Below are 18663 nucleotides of genomic sequence, written 5' to 3'. Positions count from 1 at the left end.
GCCATCCCGGTTCCCGAACTGTTCGCTCGGAGCGCAAGGTCCCGGCCCGGGGCGGCCGTCGCGGCGTCCGCGGGCCCGGCCGGCCCTACGGAGACGGGCTCCGGACGCCCTTCGGCGTCCGGAGCCCGTCCACGGCTGCGGGAGCGGGGGACTCAGCCCTCGTTCTTCTTCTCGGCGGCCTCGTCGGCGTCGGCGGACGCCTCGGCGGCGGCCTCGGCCGGCGCGGTCTCGTCCTCGTCGTCGTCCAGGTCGACGGTCTCGCCGTTGGTGTCGGTGACCTTGGCGGCCTCGACGACCACGGCCAGCGCCTTGCCGCGGGCGACCTCGCCGACGAGCATCGGCACCTGGCCGCCCTCGACGACGGCCTGGGCGAACTGGTCGGGGCTCATGTTGGAGGAGGCCGCACGGCGCATGAGGTGCTCGGTGAGCTCCTCCTGGTTGACGTTCAGCTTCTCCTTGTTGACCAGCTCGTCGAGGATGAACTGGGTCTTGATGCCCTTGACCGCCTGCTCGCGGGTCTCCTCGTCGAACTCCTCGGCCGTCTTGCCCTGGATCTCCAGGTACTTGGCGAGGTCGAGGCCCATCTGGCCGAGCTGGTGGTGCTCCAGGTTGTGCTTGCGGGTGTTGATCTCGTCCTCGAGGAGCTTCTCGGGGATCGGGACCTCCGCCAGCTTCAGCAGCTCGTCGAGGACGCGCTCCTGGGCCTGGGTGGCCTGGTCGTACTGCTTCATGTTCTCAAGTCGCTTGCGGCTGTCGGCCTTCAGCTCCTCGAGGGTGTCGAACTCGGAGGCGAGCTGGGCGAAGTCGTCGTCCAGCTCGGGGAGCTCGCGGGCGGCGACGGCGGTGACCTTGACGGTGACCTCGGCGTCCTTGCCCTCGGCGGAACCGCCCTTGAGCTGCGAGGTGAAGGTGGCCTCGCCGCCGGCCTCCAGGCCGGTCACGGCCTCGTCGATGCCGTCGAGCAGCTCGCCCGAACCGATCGTGTAGGAGACGCCGTTGGCGACGCCGTCGGGCAGCACCTCGCCGTCGACCTTGGCCTCCAGGTCGATGGTGACGACGTCGCCGTCGGCGGCGGCGCGCTCGACCGGGTTCGTCGAGGCGAAGCGCTCACGGAGCTGCTCGACGGACTTCTCGACGTCCTCGTCGGTGACCTCGACGGCGTCGACGGTGACCTCGATGCCGGAGTAGTCCGGGATCTCGATGGCGGGACGGACGTCGACCTCGGCGGTGAAGTTCAGCGTCTCGCCGTCCTTCAGCTCGGTGATGTCCACCTCGGGCTGGCCGAGCGGGTTGATCTCCGCCTCGTTGACCGCCTCGGTGTAGAACTTCGGAAGCGCGTCGTTGACGGCCTCCTCCAGCACAGCACCGCGGCCGAACCGCTGGTCGATGACCCGGGCAGGGATCTTGCCCTTGCGGAAGCCCTTCACCGTGACCTGCTGGTTGATCTTCTTGTACGCCGCGTCGAGGCTGTCCTTGAGCTCCTCGAAGGGCACCTCGACAGTGAGCCGAACCCGGGTCGGGTTCAGGGTCTCCACGGCGCTCTTCACGGTTCGGTCTCCTTGGTGGCTGACATCTAGGGGTTCTGCCGACGCCCTGAGCGGGCGTTTCAGCGGATCGGGCCCGGCACATCAGACACACGGGCACGCAGCTTGCATAGTAACGGCAAGCAGGAGGACCCTCACAACGCGATCTTGCCCGCCGCGAGACGGCTCCGCGGACCCGCGCGGACGGCGCGGTGCGATCTTGCTGGTCGGGGTGGCCGGATTCGAACCGACGACCTTCCGCTCCCAAAGCGGACGCGCTACCAAGCTGCGCCACACCCCGTCGGTGCGAACCGTAGGGTACATGCCGCGAGGCCCCGGTCAGGGGTGATTTCACGGACGCCGGGACGGGGTGTGCGCCGGGCCTCGGCAAGACGCTACGATGCTGTCCGTGCCGGGCGGTCACCGCACCGGCCCTCCACGCGGGCGTAGCTCAATGGTAGAGCCCTAGTCTTCCAAACTAGCTACGCGGGTTCGATTCCCGTCGCCCGCTCCACATGGCTCAGGGCCAGGCCGGAGGTTCGTCCTCCAGCCTGGCCCTGCGGCGTTTCCGGTCTTCGTCATCAGCTCCCGCGCGCCGGCACCGGTCGCGGCGGCGAGGGTGTTCCGGGTGTGGCGGAGATCATGAAAGTGCGGTCCCTCGATGCCGACTTGATCGCACGCCGGCGCCACAGCTCGCCGAAGTGGCTCCGGCGAGGCGTCGCCTTGCTGGTTCCGATGAAGACCGGGCCGTCCGGACCCGGGCCGGGCGAACACGGCGAGGCACGTCGCAGGGCCGGTCGCGATCACGGCCGGGACCGCGACGATCCGGGAACGCGGAGATCTCCGGCTGGGCCCACGGGATGCGCGCGTGGTTCGCCCTGACGACCGGTGACTGTCGCGGGATCCTCGCGGCGTCCCGGGCCGGGACGGAGCCGGCTCCGCCGCATGGCGTGGCCGGGCGGCTCGCCGCCCGGCAGGAGGACTCCGGATCAGGCAGACGCGGACGCTCGCCGGGGGCGGGCCACGAGTTCGCCACCGCAGTTGGGACACGTGGCCTGCATGGCATCACTGCAGGCCACGCAGAAGGTGCACTCGTACGAGCAGATGCGGGCGGATGGGGAGTCCAGCGGCAGCACCGTCCGTTCGCACCGTTCGCAGCGGTCCCGCATCTCCAGAGCCATGAGTCTCCCAGCTGGTGCGGGCATCGATTGCCCGAGTGATCGACAAGCCATGGTGCGAGCCTCGAAGGGCCCGCATCGGGCCTTGCAGCCGGATTCCGCGTCCGGGGTCCTTACGACCAGCTACGCGGGTTCGATTGCCTCGCCCGTCCCCTTCGGCCCGGGGCCGGTCCGGCACAGCACGCGCCGGACCGGCCCTGCGGCGTTCCGGGGGTCGGCCGCAGGGGAGTTGGCGCGGGGCCTTCAGAAACTTATCTGGTTGATCGTGTCCGCCAGGGAGTTCATGAAGCGGTTGATCGACGGGGCCATGCCGGTCGACGCGAGGAAGAAGCCGAACAGGATGGCGACGACGGCCGGTCCCGGCTTGATGGAACCGCTGCGGATCATCACCACAAGGATGACCAACAACAGCACCACCACTGACAGTGAAATGGCCACACTGATCACACCCTCGGTCGGTCCGCCTTGCCGGCCCGGGGGCACACGGCCCAGCGCACCCCCGACGGCACCCATGGTGCCACCAACCTCCCTGCCCCTGCTGCCCGGTGACGAATCGTCGCCGACAAGATCACGCCAGACTCGGCAGGCATGGGCGGGGGCATCCGGGGCAGCCGTGGAGCGACGGCTCCGGCGGAGTGAAATGCGAGAAGGAACACGACCCGATCGTTTCCATGCCCCCACATGTTGGTCACATGAAATTCGAAGAACGCTCGAAGAGTAATTTGCGTCACGCCAGAAGCGCGGCGAAATGCCCCGTTCAAGCTGTACCAAACGGGACGAAAAGGGCAGTTCGTAGGGTTTCCTGATTCGAATGACCGCCATGACGCCGGTATTTTCCAAACCGAAAAAGCATGGCTAAGGTGCCTTGAATGTTCCACGCTGCGCACGGATATCAGAAGACTCCGTCACCGGAGGCTCAGGAGCCGGGCCCCGCCCCCGAACCGGGAGCCGCGCACACCGCGACCGCTCTCGCGACGGCCCCGGCCGAGCGGAGGACCGAGCGGACGTCCGCCCCGCCGGCCCCCGCCGGGTCCGCGAAGCCCGCCGGCCGCGATCCCTACTTCGACAACGCGAAGTACCTGGCGATCGTCCTCGTGGCCGTCGCGCACGCCTGGGAGCCGGTCATGGACGGCAGCCGGGCCGCCCGTGCGCTGTACATGATCATCTACACCTTCCACATGCCGGCCTTCATCCTGATCTCCGGCTACTTCTCGCGCAGCTACCAGGGCAAGCCGCACCAGATCCGGCGGCTGCTGACCGGCATCGCCCTGCCGTACGTGGTCTTCGAGGTCGCGTACTCCCTCTTCGCCAAGTACGCGGGCGGCGACTCCGGCCAGAAGATCACCCTGCTCGACCCGTACTACCTGACCTGGTTCCTCGCGGCCCTGTTCATCTGGCGGCTCACCACCCCACTGTGGCGTGTGGTGAGGTGGCCGCTGCCCGTCGCCCTCGCCATCGGCGTCGCGGCGGCCCTGACACCCGGCATCGGCGCGGACCTCAACCTCCAGCGGGTGCTCCAGTTCCTGCCGTTCTTCGTGCTCGGTCTGTGCATGAAGCCGGAGCACTTCCGGATGCTGCGCCGGCGGGAGGTCAAGCTGCTGACCCTGCCGCTGCTGGCGGGCACGGCGCTGTTCGCCTACTGGCTCGCGCCGGACATCACGCTGCGCTGGTTCTACCGCTCCAGCGCGGTGCAGGACATCGGCACCGCGTGGTGGTCCGGGGCCCTGATCGTCCTCGGCTTCTTCGGCTGCGCGGCCGTGCTGACCGCCGCGTTCCTGGCGTGGGTGCCGAGCCGGCAGAGCTGGATGACCGCGCTGGGCGCGGGCACCATCTGCGGCTACCTGCTGCACGGCTTCGTGGTGAAGGCCTGCGACTACCTGGGCGTCTTCGAGGAGAACGACTGGCTGAGCGGCCCCATCGGCCTGGTCACCATCACCGTGGTGATGGCCGGGGTGGTCACCCTTCTGTGCACCCCGCCGGTCCGCCGGCTGATGCGGCCCGTGACGGAGCCCGACATGGTGTGGGCGTTCCGCAAGGAGGAGCCGGCGAAGGCGGGCGCGGCGCGGTAGCCCGCCCGCTCGGAGCGGCACGCCGCCCGGCCCCCCGACCGGCCCCCGGTGCCCTCGCGGCGCGGGGGCCGGCGCCGTGTCCGGGGCAGGCGGGTCAGGTCAGGCTCGGGGCTCGGCGGGGCAGGTCAGGTCAGGGCCGGGGCGCGTCCAGGCCGAGGAGCCGGCGGGTGTTCGCGTACTTCTCGGTGAGCCGGGCCCGGGTCGCCTCGTCCAGCGCCGCGAGGCGGGCCGGGTTCGTGTTGTGCGCCAGGTCCGCCTCCTTCACGAGGAGGGCGCCGGGGGTGGCGAGGACGCGAGCCGTGTAGGACTCCAGGCTCTCCCCCTCCCCCTTCGTCAGCGCCAGGACCATCTCCTGACGGACCGCGGCAGGGCGGCCCCGTCCAGCCAGGCCCGGCTGAGCCGGTCGTCCTCGACGGCGTCGTGCAGCCAGCCGGCCGCGATCTGCTCGTCGCTCCCGCCGCGTCCGCGGACCCCGTGGGCGACGGCGGAGATGTGCTCCGCGTAGGGACGTCCCGACTTGTCCGTCTGCCCCTCGTGTGCCTCGCGGGCGATGGCCTCGATCTCGGCCAGGCTCAGATGGTCCGACATGGGACGACTCTACGGCCCCTGACCTGCCGCGCCCCGTGGGTGCGTGCCCCGAGGGGCGCCGGACGGCCGAGGAGGAGGAGCCGGCCCTCACCCCTGGCGGCGCAGCAGCAGCAGCGCCCGGTCGTCGTTGACGTCCTTGGCCACCGCCTCGATGAGGTGCCAGGCGGCGCCCTCGAAGCCGGCGGCCACATAGCGGTCGGCCTCGCCCGTCAGCCGGTCGATGCCCTCGGCGATGTCCCGGCCGGACGCCTCCACCAGGCCGTCCGTGAACAGCATCAGCACGTCGCCGGGGCGCAGGGAGCCCTTCACCGGGTCGAACTGCGCCCCGTCGTACACCCCGAGGAGCGGCCCTTCGGCGGCCTTCTCCTCCCAGCGGCCGGTCCCCGCGTGGAGCTGGAGGGCGGGCAGGTGGCCCGCGGAGAGCAGCTCGTAGTCCCCGGAGTCCAGGTCCAGGACCAGGTGGATCGAGGTGGCGAAGCCCTCGTCCCAGTCCTGGCGCAGCAGATAGCCGTTGGCCGCCGGCAGGAAACCGTGGGGTGGCAGCGAGCCGAGCAGCCCGCCGAACGCACCGGAGAGCAGCAGCGCCCGGGAGGCCGCGTCCATCCCCTTGCCGGACACATCGGTGAGGACGATCTCCAGGGTGCGGCCGCCGTTGGTCCGGGCCGCGACGACGAAGTCCCCGGAGAAGGACTGCCCGCCGGCCGGCCGCAGCGCCATCTCGCGGTGCCAGCCCTTCGGCAGCCTCGGCAGGGCGCTCTGCACCCGGATGCGTTCGCGCAGGTCGAAGAGCATGGTGCCGCCGCGCCGCCAGGGCACACCGACCCGGGCCCGGAACTGCGCGATGAGCAGCCCGAAGAAGCCGCAGGCGGCCACGGTGAGGACGGTGCCGGGGGTGACCCGGGCCGGGCCCTCGGTGTACGGGCCGAGGACGGTGGACTCCACGATCAGACCGGCCGCGGCCGCCGCGTACAGCCCCAGCAGGCTCGCGGGGCGCAGTACCAGGCCGCCCGCGACGATGGGGAGGACCAGGGCGACCGGGGAGAACCAGACCGGGTTGGTGACGGTGCCCCAGACCAGGGCCGGGACGGTCAGCAGAAGCCCGGCGAGAGCCAGGCGGTCGGAGCCGCCGCCGCGGAAGTAGTCGACGGCGGAGCGGCGCAGCCCGGTGCGGACCCGGTGCACGGCCTTCCGCGTCCGGGCCCCGAACGAGTCTGCTGCCGAGCCCCGGGCCATCGGATGGACCCTATCCACCCGCCCGGCTCCCGTGGAGGGGTACCCCGTGACTACCCGTTCGAAATACGGTCGCAGCTGTCCGCGGAGTCCTGGTAGGGATGGGCACATGACGACTGAGCTGCGCATTCTCGACCCCTCCGAATGGGATCACTGGTACACCGGCCTGGAGCGGGCCTTCGGCGGGGTCGCGGAGGCGCCCGAGGAACGCCGGCTGTGGCAGGACCTGACCGAGGCGGAACGTTCGCTCGGCGCCTGGGACGGCGACACGCTCGTGGGCACGGCCGGGTCGTTCTCGTTCCGGATGTCGGTGCCGGGCGGGTCCGTGGTGCCCGCGGCGGGCGTGACCATGGTGAGCGTGGCCGCGACCCACCGCCGGCGCGGCATCCTCACCGCGTTGATGCGCCGTCAGCTCGACGACGTACGGGCGCTCGGCGAGCCGCTGGCGGTGCTGACCGCCTCCGAGCCGGCGATCTACGGCCGCTTCGGCTACGGGATCGCCAGCCACCAGATGTCCGTCGCCGTCGACTCCACCCGGGTGCGGATCGCGCTGCCGCCGGGCGCGGAGGACGTACGGCTGCGCTTCGCCGGGGTCGACGAGTCCGCCGAGGCGTGCGAACGGGTCTACCGGTCGACGCTGGACTCCCGGCCGGGCATGCCGCGGCGCTCCCCCGGCTGGGAGCGGCTGCCGCTGCTCGACCCGCCCTCGGAGCGGGGCGGCGGCTCCCCGCTCCAGTGCGTGGTGGCGGAGCGGGCGGGCCGGGTGGTGGGCTTCGCGCGCTTCCACAACAAGCCGGACTGGTCGGCGACCGGGCCGCAGGGCACGATCTCGCTCCGGGACATCGCCGCCGAGGACCCGGGGGCCTACGCGGCACTCTGGCACTTCCTCTGCGGGATCGACCTCACGGTCTCGGTGCAGTCGCGCAACCGGCCGGTGGACGACGAGTTGCTGCACCTGGTCTCCGACATCCGCCGCTGCGAGGTGCGCGTCCGGGACGCCCTGCACGCGCGGCCGGTGGAGGTGGGCGCCGCGCTGGCGGCCCGCACCTACCGGACGCCGGTGGACGTGGTGCTGGAGGTCTCGGACGCCTTCTGCCCCTGGAACGAGGGGCGCTGGCGGCTCTCCGGCGACGCGAAGGGCGCGTCCTGCGAGCGGACGGGCGACGCGCCGGATGTGGCGCTGTCGGTACGGGAGCTGGGCGCGGCCTACTTCGGCGGGGTGACGCTGGCGTCGCTGGCGCGGGCCGGCCGGGTGGGCGAGCTGCGCGAGGGGGCGCTGGCGGAGGCGTCGTCCGCGTTCTCCTCGGACGTGGCGCCGTGGCTGCCGCACGGGTTCTGATCCGGTTCCGGATCCCGCGCCGCGCCGGCCCCGCGCCGGCCCGGCCAGGGTGCGCGGCGGGTGGGCGCGGCGCGGCCGGCGTGCGGCGGGCGGGGTCAGGTGGCGGGGGCCGGCCGGTGCTGGCAGCCGGGGCACCAGAAGAGGTTGCGGGCGGCCAGCGGCGCGGTGCGGATCCCGGCGCCGCAGACGTGGCAGGGCATCGCCGCCCGCCGGTAGACGTACACCTCGCCGCCGTGGTCGTCCACGCGCGGCGGGCGGCCCATGGCCTCGGGGGTGTGCTCGGGCCGGACGGTGTCGATGCGGTTGAGGCGGACGCCCTCCCGCATCAGCAGCACCAGGTCGGCCCAGATCGCGTCCCACTCGCGGCGGGTCAGGTCCCGGCCCGCGCGGTAGGGGTCGATGCCGTGCCGGAAGAGGACCTCGGCGCGGTAGACGTTGCCGACGCCCGCGACGGTCTTCTGGTCCATCAGCAGGGCGGCGACGGTGGTCCGCGAGCGGGATATCCGGGCCCAGGCGAGGTCCGGGTCGGCGTCCGCGCGGAGGGGGTCCGGGCCGAGCCGGTCGTGTACCGCCTGCTTCTCGCCCTCGGTGAGCAGGGCGCAGGTGGTGGGGCCGCGCAGGTCGACCCAGGACTCGGCGTTGGCCAGGCGCAGCCGGACGGTGTCGGTGGGCGGCGGGGCGGGGGCCGCTCCGAAGGCCACCTTGCCGAAGAGGCCGAGGTGGATGTGGACCCACTCCTCGCCGGCGAAGCCCAGGAAGAGGTGCTTGCCGTGGGCCTCGGTGGACTCCAGTTCCGTGCCGTCGAGCAGCGCGGCGGAGTCGGCGAACTTGCCCTGCGGGCTGCTCACCCGCGCGGGCCGGCCGCCGAACCGTTCCCGGTAGTCGGCGGCCAGCCGGTGGATGGTGTGCCCCTCGGGCATCAGGCGGTCGGCTCCTGCGGGTGGTGGGCCGGGATCGGGGGGAGCTCGCCGGTGTTCTCGTAGACCGAGAGCATCTCGATACGGCGGGTGTGGCGTTCCTCGCCGGAGTAGGGGGTGTCGAGGAAGATCTCGACGAACTTCGTCGACTCCTCCATGGAGTGCATCCGGCCGCCGATCGCGACGACGTTGGCGTTGTTGTGCTCGCGGCCGAGAGCGGCGGTCTGCTCGCTCCAGGCGAGCGCCGCGCGCACGCCCTTGACCTTGTTGGCGGCGATCTGCTCGCCGTTGCCGGAGCCGCCGATCACGATGCCGAGCGAGTCGGGGTCCGCGGCCGTCCGCTCGGCGGCGCGCAGGCAGAACGGCGGGTAGTCGTCCTGGGCGTCGTAGATGTGCGGACCGCAGTCGACGGGCTCGTGGCCGTGGGCCGTGAGCCACTCGACGAGGTGGTTCTTGAGTTCGAAGCCGGCATGGTCGGAGCCGAGGTACACGCGCATGGTCCGAGTGTGGCATGGGGGGCGGGCGCGGTCCGGCGCGGGGCCCGGCTCGGCGGGCCGCCGGCGGGGCTCGGCTCGGCGGGCCGCCGGCGGGGCTCGGCGGGAGCCCCGCCCGCGTTCCGGTGTGAAGATCACTCCGGCCCGGAGTGAAGATCCGGAGTGACGAACGCAACGAATCGCATGCAGACCTTCCGTACACCGGCGTATTGGGTTTCACTTCCTCAGTTCGTAACCCGAACGGCCCCAACGGCATAAGGATCCATGCATGACGTCGCAGATGACCCTCACAAAGGAAGGTGAGCAGCCCGAGAACCCCGGGCAGCCCTCCTCCCCCGACGGTCTCAAGGCAGGTCTCAAGAACCGCCATCTTTCCATGATCGCCATCGGCGGTGTCATCGGAGCGGGCCTGTTCGCCGGCTCCAGCTCCGGCATCGCGGCGGCGGGCCCCGCGATCCTCGTGTCGTACGCGCTCGTCGGCCTGATGGTCGTGCTGGTGATGCGGATGCTGGGCGAGATGGCCGCGGCCAACCCCAGCTCCGGCTCGTTCTCCGCGTACGCGGACCGGGCGCTCGGCCGCTGGGCGGGCTTCTCCATCGGCTGGCTGTACTGGTTCTTCTGGGTGGTCGTGCTCGCCGTCGAGGCGACGATCGCGGCCGAGATCCTGGAAGGCTGGCTCCCGTCCGTACCCCAGTGGGGCTGGGCGCTGCTGGTGATGGTCGTGCTGACGGCCACCAACCTCGCCTCCGTCGCCTCCTACGGCGAGTTCGAGTTCTGGTTCGCGGGGATCAAGGTCGCCGCGATCGGCGCCTTCGTGGTAGTCGGCGGATTGGCCGTGTTCGGCCTGCTGCCCGGCTCCGACAACCCCGGCGCGGGCCTGTCGTACCTGACCTCCGAGGGCGGCTTCTTCCCCATGGGCTACGGGGCGGTCCTGACGGGCATCCTGATGGTCGTCTTCTCGTTCATGGGCAGCGAGATCGTCACCCTGGCCGCAGGCGAGTCCGCGGACCCGCAGCGGGCCGTGTCCCGGGCGACCAACAGCGTGATCTGGCGCGTGGCGGTCTTCTACCTGGGCTCGATCTTCGTGGTGCTCACCCTGCTGCCGTGGAACTCCGAGGAGATCCTGGCGGACGGCTCCTACGTCGCGGCGCTGAACTCGATCGGCATTCCGCACGCGGGCGAGCTGATGAACTTCATCATCCTGACCGCGGTGCTCTCCTGCCTCAACTCCGGGCTCTACACCGCCTCCCGGATGGCGTTCTCCCTGGGCCAGCGCGGTGACGCGCCGGCCTCCTTCGCGAAGGTCAACGAGCGGGGCGTGCCGATGGCCGCGATCCTGTCGTCGGTCGCCTTCGGGTTCCTCGCCGTGTTCTTCAACTACGAGTGGCCGGACACGGTCTTCGAGTTCCTGCTGAACTCCAGCGGCGCGGTGGCGCTCTTCGTGTGGCTGGTCATCTGTGTGACGCAGCTGCGGATGCGCTCGATCATCCTGCGCGAGTCGCCGGAGAAGCTGGTCGTGCGCATGTGGCTGTTCCCGTACCTCACGTACGCGACCATCGCGATGATCTCCTTCGTGGTCGTCTACATGCTCTTCGACGACAAGGGCCGCCAGCAGATGCTGCTCTCGCTGCTCGCGGCGGCTGTGGTCCTGACGGTGGGCATCGCCCGGGACCGCCGGCGCCGCCGGACGGCGGACCCCGCCGCCCGCTCCGAGGTCTGATACCGCCGGGCACGCCGTTTCCCGCTGCCCCGGTCCGCGCGGAAGCGGGCCGGGGCAGCGGCGCGTCCGGGCCCGGGCCCGCGATGCGGAGACACCCCGGCCCCCGGGCCGCGCGGAAGCGGGCCGGGGGCCGGGGAAGCAGGGTGGTCAGGCGCGGGGGCCGGCGATCTTCCAGGCGGTGGGGAGGGCGCCCATCGCGAGGGCCGCCTTCAGGGCGTCGCCGATGAGGAAGGGGACGAGTCCCGCGGCGACCGCCTCGCCCAGGGACATACCGGTGGCCGCGGCCAGGTACGGGACACCGACCGCGTAGATGATCGCGGAGCCGAGGACCATCGAGCCCGCGGTGCGCAGGACCGTGCGGTCCGCGCCCCGGCGGGCGAGCGCGCCGACGACCGTCGCGGCCAGCAGCATGCCGAGGATGTAGCCGAAGGACGGCATGCCGTAACCCGAGGTGCCCTGCGCGAACCACGGGACGCCCGCCACACCGGCGACCGCGTACAGCCCGAGGGAGAGGAAGCCCCGGCGGGCGCCGAGGGCCGTGCCCACCAGCAGCGCGGCGAAGGTCTGGCCTGACACCGGCACCGGGGAGCCGGGCACCGGCAGGGAGACCTGGGCGGCGAGCCCGGTCAGGACGGCACCGCCGACCACCAGGGCGACGTCCCGGACGCGGGACGCGGGGACCAGATCGGCCAGGACCAGGCCGGATCGGACGGGGGCGGCAGCAGTGCTCATCGGGGACTCTCCGCGGAGTGAGGGACGGGGGAGGAGCGGGACACGGCGACCGTAGCCCAGCGCAGCCAACCGGATCACCATCAGCCGTCCACAAAGCGTGCGTTGGCACCTTGGTGGGGATCACACAAAGCGAGCGGCCGACCCGGACGGCGGGGTGACGCTCGTCACGGAGGTCCGGGACGTGCAGCGCGTTTTGCGCCCGGGGACGGTACTCGGCGAGACTGTAGGGACCCCATAACTCCACTTGAGCCGGCCGAGAGTACTCCCCACCATGCGCGATGCCCCGCCCCCGCCCGTGACCACCGGGGCGGAGCCCCTCGAACACGGGCTGAAGCAGCGGCATCTGACGATGCTGGGGCTCGGCGGTGTGATCGGCGCCGGGCTGTTCGTCGGCTCCGGCGCCGGGGTATCCCTCGCCGGCCCCGGCATCGTCGTCTCGTATCTGATCGCGGGCGCCCTCGCGATGCTGGTGATGCGGATGCTCGGCGAGATGTCCGCCGCGATGCCGGCCTCCGGCTCCTTCTCCGTGCACGCCGAGCGCGCCCTCGGCCGCTGGGCGGGCTTCAGCGTCGGCTGGCTCTACTGGTTCCTGCTGGTGGTCGTGCTCGCCGCCGAGGCGACGGCCGCCGCGGCCATCGCCCACGGCTGGGCGCCGGCCGTGCCGCAGTGGGGCTGGGTGCTGGTGTTCATGCTGGTCTTCACCGCGGCCAACCTGGCGGCGGTGAAGAACTTCGGCGAGTTCGAGTTCTGGTTCGCCTCCCTCAAGGTCGGCGCCCTCGTCCTCTTCCTGCTCCTCGGCACCCTCGCCGTCTTCGGCGTACTGCCCGGCTCCGAGCCCGTGGGGCTGTCCCATCTCACCGGCGACGGCGGCTTCCTGCCCAACGGCTGGTCCGGGGTGGTCTCCGGGGTCCTGGTGGTGGTGTTCGCGTTCGGCGGCCTGGAGGTCGTCACCATCGCCGCCGCCGAGACCGCGGACCCGGCGCGGGCCGTGGCGCGGGCGGTCCGCAGCGCCGTGGTGCGCATCCTCTTCTTCTACGTCGGCTCGATGCTGGTGATCGTGACGGTCCTGCCGTGGACGGTGCAGAAAGCCGGCCTCAGCCCCTTCGTCACCGTCCTCGACGGCATCGGGATCCCGGGCGCCGGGCGGATCATGGAGATCGTCGTCTTCGTGGCGCTGCTCTCCGCGCTCAACGCCAATCTCTACGGCTCCTCCCGGATGGTCTTCTCCCTCGCCGAACGCGGCGAGGGACCCCGGGCGCTGCTCGCCGTCTCCCGGGGCGGGGTGCCGCGCCGGGCGGTGCTGGCCTCGGTCGCCTTCGGGTTCGTATCGGTGCTGCTCAACCTGGCGTGGCCCGACACGGTGTTCCTCTACATGCTCAACTCGGTCGGCGCGGTGCTGCTGTTCGTCTGGGCTCTGGTGGCCCTCTCGCAACTGCGGCTGCGGCGCCGGATCGAACTGGAGGCGCCCGAGGCGCTCACCCTGCGGATGTGGCTCTTCCCCTGGCTGACCCTGGCCGCCCTGGTGGCGATGGCCGGGGTGCTGGTCCTGATGCTCCTCGACGACACCGCCCGCACCCAGGTCCTGTGGTCGGCGGGCGCGACGGCGCTGGTGCTCCTGGTCGCGGGCGCGCGGGAGGTCCGGGAACGGCGGCGGGCGCACCGCTGAGCCGGGCCGTGGCCGTGGCCGCGTGGTGGCGTTGTGTGAACATCGTGACCGTATAGCGGACACGCGTTCCCGGGCACCGGACGCCCCGTCCAGACTGTCGGCTGCTCCCCGCTCCCGTCAGTGAAACAGGGCCGCTCATGTCACTGTCCCCGCCCGCCGCCCCGCCGCCCCCGTCGTCGCCCGACGAACGGCGGCAGGACACCGCCGCGCTCTCGCACGGCCTCAAGCAGCGCCATCTGTCGATGATCGCCCTGGGCGGTGTGATCGGCGCCGGGCTCTTCGTGGGCTCCGGTACGGCCATCGCCGCGGCGGGCCCGTCCATCGTGCTCGCCTACGTCCTCTCCGGTGTGCTGGTCATGCTGGTGATGCGGATGCTCGGCGAGATGTCGGCGGCGAACCCGGCCTCGGGCTCCTTCTCCGTGCATGCCGAGCGCGCCCTCGGCCCCTGGGCGGGCTTCACCGCGGGCTGGGCGTTCTGGTTCCTGCTGTGCGTGGCGGTCGGCCTGGAGGCCATCGGCGCGGCGGCGATCATGACCGGCTGGTTCCCCGGCACCCCCGGCTGGGCCTGGGTGGCGCTGTTCATGGTGGTCTTCTGCGGCACCAACCTGGCGGCCGTGAAGAACTTCGGCGAGTTCGAGTTCTGGTTCGCCGCCCTCAAGGTCGCCGCCATCGTGATCTTCCTCGCGATCGGCGTCCTGGCCATCACCGGGCTGCTGCCCGGCACCGAGTCCCCCGGCACCGGCAACCTCACCGGGAAGGGCGGCTTCCTGCCCAACGGCTACGAGGGCTTCGTCGTCGGCCTGCTCGCCTCGGTCTTCGCCTACGGCGGCCTGGAGACGGTCACCATCGCGGCGGCCGAGTCCGAGCACCCGGTGCAGGGCGTCGCCAAGGCGGTGCGCACCGCGATGTGGCGGATCGCCGTCTTCTACATCGGCTCCATGGCGGTCATCGTCGCCCTGGTGCCGTGGAACGACCCGGCCGTCAAGGGCGGCCCCTACGTCGCGACCCTGGACCACCTGGGCATCCCGGCGGCCGGCGAGATCATGAACGTGGTCGTGCTGATCGCCCTGCTCTCCGCGATGAACGCCAACATCTACGGCGCCTCCCGTATGGCCCGCTCCCTCGTCGCCCGCCGGCAGGGGCCGTCCTGGCTCGGACGGGTCCACGGCGGGGTGCCGCGCCCGGCGGTGCTCGCGTCCTCGGTGATCGGCTTCTGCTGCGTGCTGCTCAGCTACTGGCGGCCGGACGACATCTTCGCCTGGCTGCTCAACACCATCGGCGCCATCATCCTGGTGGTCTGGTTCTTCATCACCGTCTCCCAGCTCGTGCTGCGCCGCCGCACCGAACGCGAGGCGCCCGAGACCCTGGTCCTGCGGATGTGGCTCTACCCGTGGCTGAGCATCGCGGCGCTGCTCGGGATGGCGACGGTGTTCGTGCTGATGCTGGGCGAGCCGGACACCCGAAACCAGCTCCTCGCCACGGGCGTGCTCACCCTGGCCCTCGCGGCCACGGGCTACTCCCTCCAGCGGCGGCGCGCGGCCGCCGGGACGGACGTCAGCAGGGGAGATTGAGCCCCAGCAGCGCCGGACGGCTCCCGTCCGGCGCGAGCCGCAGCTCGGTCAGCGCGGCGTTGCGCAACTGCGGGAAGACCCTGCGGTAGTCGGCGAGCGGGATGCCGAGCAGGTCGCAGAGGACCAGCCGCAGCAGGGTGTTGTGGGCGACCACCAGAACCCGCTGCCCCTCGTGCGCGCCGGCGATCCGGCGCAGCGCACCGGACCCCCGGGCCGCCGCGGCCCGGGGGTCCTCCGCGCCCGGGAACGGATGGGCGGCCGGATCGGCCCGGAACGCCTCGGCCGCCGCCGGGTCCTCGGCGGCGAACTCGGCGAGGGTGCGGCCCTCAACCACCCCGAAGTCGCATTCGCGCAGCTCGTGGTCGCGGTGCGGCTCCAGCCCGAGGGCGCGGCAGGCGGGCGCGGCCGTCGCGATGGCGCGCGGCACGGTGGAGGTCCAGATCGCGTCCACCGGATCGGCGTGCACCCGGGCGCCGAGCCGTTCGGCCTGCCGCCGGCCCTCGTCGGTGAGGGGGACGTCGCTGACGCCCGCGTAGCGGTTCTCGGCGTGCCAGACGGTCTGGCCGTGCCGGGCGAGGAGCAGGGTCGCGGTCATGGGGCCCTTCGGGGGTCGGGAGGGTGGTGGTCGGGACGGGCGGGCGGGGTGGCGGGAACGGGCGGGGTGGCGGAGACGGGCAGGGTGGCAGGGACGGGCGGGGTGGCGGAGACGGGCAGGGTGGCAGGGACGGGCGGGCCGGCGGAGACGGGCGGGGCTGCGGAAACGGGCGGACGGCGGGTCACCGTCACCCGGCGCTCCCGCCGGCCGTGCGGGTCCGGGCGTGGGCGGCGACCGGCTCCGGAAGCCAGCCCTGGCGGACGAGTTCGTCCACCAGCCGCAGATACGGGCCGTCCCAGCGTGCCGTGCCGCCGCCCGGCCGGACCGTGGTGCGCAGCCGCACCATCCGGGACGCGGCCCCGCTCAGCGACTCGGCCCCGCCCGCGCCGTAGGCGGCCAGGACCGCCATGCCGAGGGCGGGTTCGGCGGATTCCGGGACGCGGAGCTCACGGCCGAGGACGTCCGCCCGCAGCCGGGTCCAGTAGGCGCTGCGCACCGCGCCGCCGGTGACGGTGAGGGGCCCGTCGACGGCCGCGCCGAGGTGGTCCAGGTAGTCCAGGCAGAGGCGTTCCACCAGGGCGACGCCCTGGAGGAGGGCGGCCCAGTGCTCGGCGTCCGACTCCGGGGCGCCCAGCAGGAAGGCGGTGGCCTCCGGGGCGGTGAACGGGAACCGCTCGCCCCGGCCGACCAGGGGGTACGCGAGAGTGGCGGCGGGTTCGCGGTGGGCGGCGAGGGCGTCCATCCGGGCCGGGTCCGCGTCCGGGAAGGCGGCCCGCAGCGCGCCGGCGCCGGTGGCGGAGGCGCCGCCGGGGAGCCAGGAGCCGTCCGCCGAGAGGTGGTTGTAGACCACGCCTCCGGGATCGTGCAGGGGTGTGGCGGACACACCCTTGAGGACCAGGGTGGTGCCGAGGACCGAGTTCCAGGAGCCGGGGGTCAGCGAGCCGGAGGCGAGCTGGGCGGCGCAGCCGTCGGTGGTCCCGGCGACGACCGGGGTGCCGCGGGGGATGCCGGTGGCCGTCTCGGCGGCGGCGCAGACCTCCCCGAGGACGGTGCCCGGGGGCACGACCTCGGGCAGCATCCGGGTGAGGTCGGGACCACCGACGGCTGCGCCGACCGGCTCCCCCGTTCCGTCCGGCCCCTGATGCTGCCCGTCCGGCTCCCCCGCCCCGGTGAACGCGCCCGCCAGCGGGTCGTAGCCCGTCTTCAGGGCGTGCCCCGAGTCCGTCGGGACGGGGTGGCCGGTCAGGCGGGTGGTGATCAGATCGGCCTGGTGCATGATCCGCGCGCCCGGCCCCGGCGGATACGTCCGGGCCAGCCGGCGGGCCCGCCCGAGGCCACGGCCCGGCGCGCGGCCGTCGTCGAACATCAGGGCCGGGGTGAGCGGCCGGCCCGCCGCGTCGCCGAGGAAGACCGTGCCGGAGGTGGCGCAGACGGCGAGCGCGCGCGGGGGCGGCGCCTCGGCGAGGGCCGCGCGGACCGCGTCGCACACGGCGGTCCACCAGTCCTCGGGCGACTGCTCGTGGCGGGCGCCGTCCCGCACGCCGGTCAGCGGCGCCGAACCGCTGCCGAGGACGCGGCCCTCGTCGTCGGCGAGCAGGGCCCGCGCGCCCTGGGTGCCGAGGTCGATGCCCAGCCACATACCGGCCCCTTTCCGGAAGGTCCCGCGAAACTCCCACTCTGCACCGAGAATGGGTGCCCGCGCGTGAAGACGGCGTCCCCGGCAGGACGGACGGTGGTCCCGATGACGGAACCGGCACGGCAGTACCGGCGCGACCCGCACGACCGACCCGCCCCGCACCCGGCGCAGCACGGCCCGCGCGACGCGACGCGCCGGGCGGACCGGCGAAGCCGCGAAGGCCCCGGCGGCACGACGATCCTGGTCACCGACCGGCGGCCCGCCCCCCCCAGGCGCCGCCCGAAACCCGCGGCCCGGTCCGCGACATCCAGACGGGAGAGCAGCCGTGACGAGGATCCTTGCCGCCGGCGACCACTTCGTCCGCAGCCCCCTCCTGGTCGGGGCGCTGCGCCACGCCCTCGCCGGCCACCCCTTCACGGCGGACGAACTCACCCTGCCCTGGCCCCTGGAGCCCTTCGGCACGGTCGGTGAGGTCGAGGAGGCGAGCGACGCCGAGGACGTATTGATCGAGGCCCTGCGCGGCAAGGGCCCCGGCGGCGGGGCCGAGGTGTGCGTGACCCAGATGGCCCCGTTCACCGAACGCGTCCTGGACGCCGCCCCCGACCTGCGGCTGATCGCCGTCTGCCGCGGCGGCCCGGTCAATGTGAACGCGGCCGCCGCCCGGGCCCGGGGGGTGACGGTCTGCTTCGCGCCGGGCCGGAACGCCGCGGCCACCGCCGAGTTCACCGTCGGGCTGCTGCTCGCCGCCCTCCGCCGCATCCCCGAGGCCCACCGGTCGCTGGCGGACGAGGGGCGCTGGGACGCCTCGTACTACACCTACGAGAAGTGCGGCCCGGAGCTGGAGGACCTGCCGGTGGGGCTGGTCGGCTACGGCGCGGTGGGCAGCCGGGTGGCCCGGGTGCTGGCCGCCTTCGGAGCCGAGGTGGAGGTGTTCGACCCCTATGTGCGCGGCGATGTGCACGGCATGCGGGCGCACTCCCTGGACGAGCTGCTGACCCGTTCCCGGGTGGTGACCCTGCACGCCCGGCTGACGCCGGAGACCCAGGGGCTGGTCGGCGCCCGCGAACTGGCCCTGATGCCCGAGGGGTCGGTCCTGGTGAACGCGGCGCGCGGCGGTCTGGTGGACACCGAGGCGCTGTGCGACGCGCTGGAGCGGGGGCACCTGGCCGCCGCGGCCCTGGACACCTACGCGCAGGAGCCGCCCGCGCCGGGCTCCCGGCTGCTGGCCGCTCCGAACACGGTCCTCACCCCGCACCTCGGCGGCGCGAGCCGGCAGGTGGCGCACAAGGCGGCGGCGATCGCGGCCGCCGAGGTGGCGCGGTACGTCCGGGGCGAACCCCCGGCCCACGCGCTGCCCTGACGCGGCAGGTCCGCCGCCCCCTCCGAGCCCGCCCCCGACCTGAGG

General features: G+C 72.9%; 15 protein-coding genes, 2 tRNA genes and 1 pseudogene. 7 read left to right on the top strand and 11 right to left on the bottom strand.

Annotated features, from left to right (window positions below; translation table 11 throughout):
- Window positions 1-152 precede the first annotated feature (152 nt).
- Entirely contained in the window at window positions 153-1547 is a 1395-nt protein-coding gene (tig, locus tag C593_RS0107235; RefSeq protein ID WP_018846628.1) for a trigger factor, read from the bottom strand.
- A gap of 200 nt (window positions 1548-1747) precedes the next feature.
- Window positions 1748-1824 (bottom strand) — tRNA-Pro (locus tag C593_RS0107230).
- A 139-nt stretch (window positions 1825-1963) separates the two neighbouring features.
- Between C593_RS0107230 and C593_RS0107225 the strand changes: the two genes are divergently transcribed.
- Window positions 1964-2037 (top strand) — tRNA-Gly (locus C593_RS0107225).
- 475 nt (window positions 2038-2512) lie between these two features.
- Here C593_RS0107225 and C593_RS31375 read toward each other — a convergent pair.
- Entirely contained in the window at window positions 2513-2704 is a 192-nt protein-coding gene (locus C593_RS31375) for a DUF1272 domain-containing protein (protein ID WP_078521235.1), read from the bottom strand.
- A 240-nt stretch (window positions 2705-2944) separates the two neighbouring features.
- Entirely contained in the window at window positions 2945-3139 is a 195-nt protein-coding gene (locus tag C593_RS0107220) for a hypothetical protein (protein WP_026277443.1), read from the bottom strand.
- A 431-nt stretch (window positions 3140-3570) separates the two neighbouring features.
- On the opposite strand from C593_RS0107220, the gene C593_RS0107215 reads away from it, so the two are divergent.
- On the top strand, window positions 3571-4770 hold the full coding sequence (locus C593_RS0107215; protein ID WP_018846626.1) for an acyltransferase family protein: 1200 nt from the start codon (window positions 3571-3573) through the stop codon (window positions 4768-4770).
- Between the two features lie 130 nt (window positions 4771-4900).
- Here the strand turns inward: C593_RS0107215 and C593_RS29050 are convergent.
- Both C593_RS29050 and C593_RS0107205 read right to left on the bottom strand, forming a co-directional pair.
- A pseudogene (locus tag C593_RS29050) lies at window positions 4901-5358 on the bottom strand (HD domain-containing protein).
- A gap of 87 nt (window positions 5359-5445) precedes the next feature.
- On the bottom strand, window positions 5446-6591 hold the full coding sequence (locus C593_RS0107205; RefSeq protein ID WP_018846625.1) for a PP2C family protein-serine/threonine phosphatase: 1146 nt from the start codon (window positions 6589-6591) through the stop codon (window positions 5446-5448).
- A gap of 106 nt (window positions 6592-6697) precedes the next feature.
- On the opposite strand from C593_RS0107205, the gene C593_RS0107200 reads away from it, so the two are divergent.
- A complete protein-coding gene (locus C593_RS0107200) occupies window positions 6698-7927 on the top strand; it encodes a GNAT family N-acetyltransferase (protein ID WP_018846624.1) in 1230 nt (409 codons plus the stop codon).
- Between the two features lie 95 nt (window positions 7928-8022).
- On the opposite strand, the gene C593_RS0107195 is transcribed toward C593_RS0107200, so the two are convergent.
- Both C593_RS0107195 and C593_RS0107190 read right to left on the bottom strand, forming a co-directional pair.
- Window positions 8023-8847 (bottom strand): DNA-formamidopyrimidine glycosylase family protein, encoded by an 825-nt coding sequence (locus C593_RS0107195; RefSeq protein ID WP_018846623.1) that lies wholly within the window; start codon window positions 8845-8847, stop codon window positions 8023-8025.
- Window positions 8847-9341 (bottom strand): ribose-5-phosphate isomerase, encoded by a 495-nt coding sequence (locus tag C593_RS0107190; protein WP_018846622.1) that lies wholly within the window; start codon window positions 9339-9341, stop codon window positions 8847-8849. Before C593_RS0107190 ends, C593_RS0107195 begins: the two co-directional genes overlap by 1 nt.
- A 265-nt stretch (window positions 9342-9606) precedes the next feature.
- On the opposite strand from C593_RS0107190, the gene C593_RS0107185 reads away from it, so the two are divergent.
- Window positions 9607-11058 carry an amino acid permease gene (locus C593_RS0107185; RefSeq protein WP_018846621.1) on the top strand — a complete coding sequence of 484 codons (1452 nt, stop codon included), beginning with the start codon at window positions 9607-9609 and terminating at the stop codon, window positions 11056-11058.
- Window positions 11059-11205: 147 nt separating this feature from the next.
- Here the strand turns inward: C593_RS0107185 and C593_RS0107180 are convergent, their stop codons facing one another.
- Window positions 11206-11790 (bottom strand): biotin transporter BioY, encoded by a 585-nt coding sequence (locus C593_RS0107180; RefSeq protein WP_018846620.1) that lies wholly within the window; start codon window positions 11788-11790, stop codon window positions 11206-11208.
- Window positions 11791-12061: 271 nt separating this feature from the next.
- Between C593_RS0107180 and C593_RS0107175 the strand changes: the two genes are divergently transcribed.
- Window positions 12062-13456, top strand: a complete 1395-nt coding sequence (locus C593_RS0107175; RefSeq protein WP_018846619.1) for an amino acid permease — start codon at window positions 12062-12064, stop codon at window positions 13454-13456.
- Between the two features lie 137 nt (window positions 13457-13593).
- Complete coding sequence (locus C593_RS0107170) at window positions 13594-15027, top strand: amino acid permease (RefSeq protein ID WP_018846618.1); 1434 nt, start codon at window positions 13594-13596, stop codon at window positions 15025-15027.
- Here C593_RS0107170 and C593_RS0107165 read toward each other — a convergent pair.
- Window positions 15011-15622 (bottom strand): histidine phosphatase family protein, encoded by a 612-nt coding sequence (locus C593_RS0107165; RefSeq protein WP_018846617.1) that lies wholly within the window; start codon window positions 15620-15622, stop codon window positions 15011-15013. The two genes, C593_RS0107170 and C593_RS0107165, sit on opposite strands and share 17 nt — an antisense overlap.
- A 187-nt stretch (window positions 15623-15809) precedes the next feature.
- Entirely contained in the window at window positions 15810-17261 is a 1452-nt protein-coding gene (locus tag C593_RS0107160) for an FGGY-family carbohydrate kinase (RefSeq protein WP_018846616.1), read from the bottom strand.
- Between the two features lie 322 nt (window positions 17262-17583).
- Here C593_RS0107160 and C593_RS0107155 point away from each other — a divergent pair, with 322 nt between their 5' ends.
- Window positions 17584-18618 (top strand): 2-hydroxyacid dehydrogenase, encoded by a 1035-nt coding sequence (locus C593_RS0107155; RefSeq protein WP_018846615.1) that lies wholly within the window; start codon window positions 17584-17586, stop codon window positions 18616-18618.
- Window positions 18619-18663: the final 45 nt, after the last annotated feature.

It is taken from the genome of Streptomyces sp. CNT372, assembly GCF_000377145.1.
This window is presented reverse-complemented; position numbering and strand designations above follow the sequence as displayed.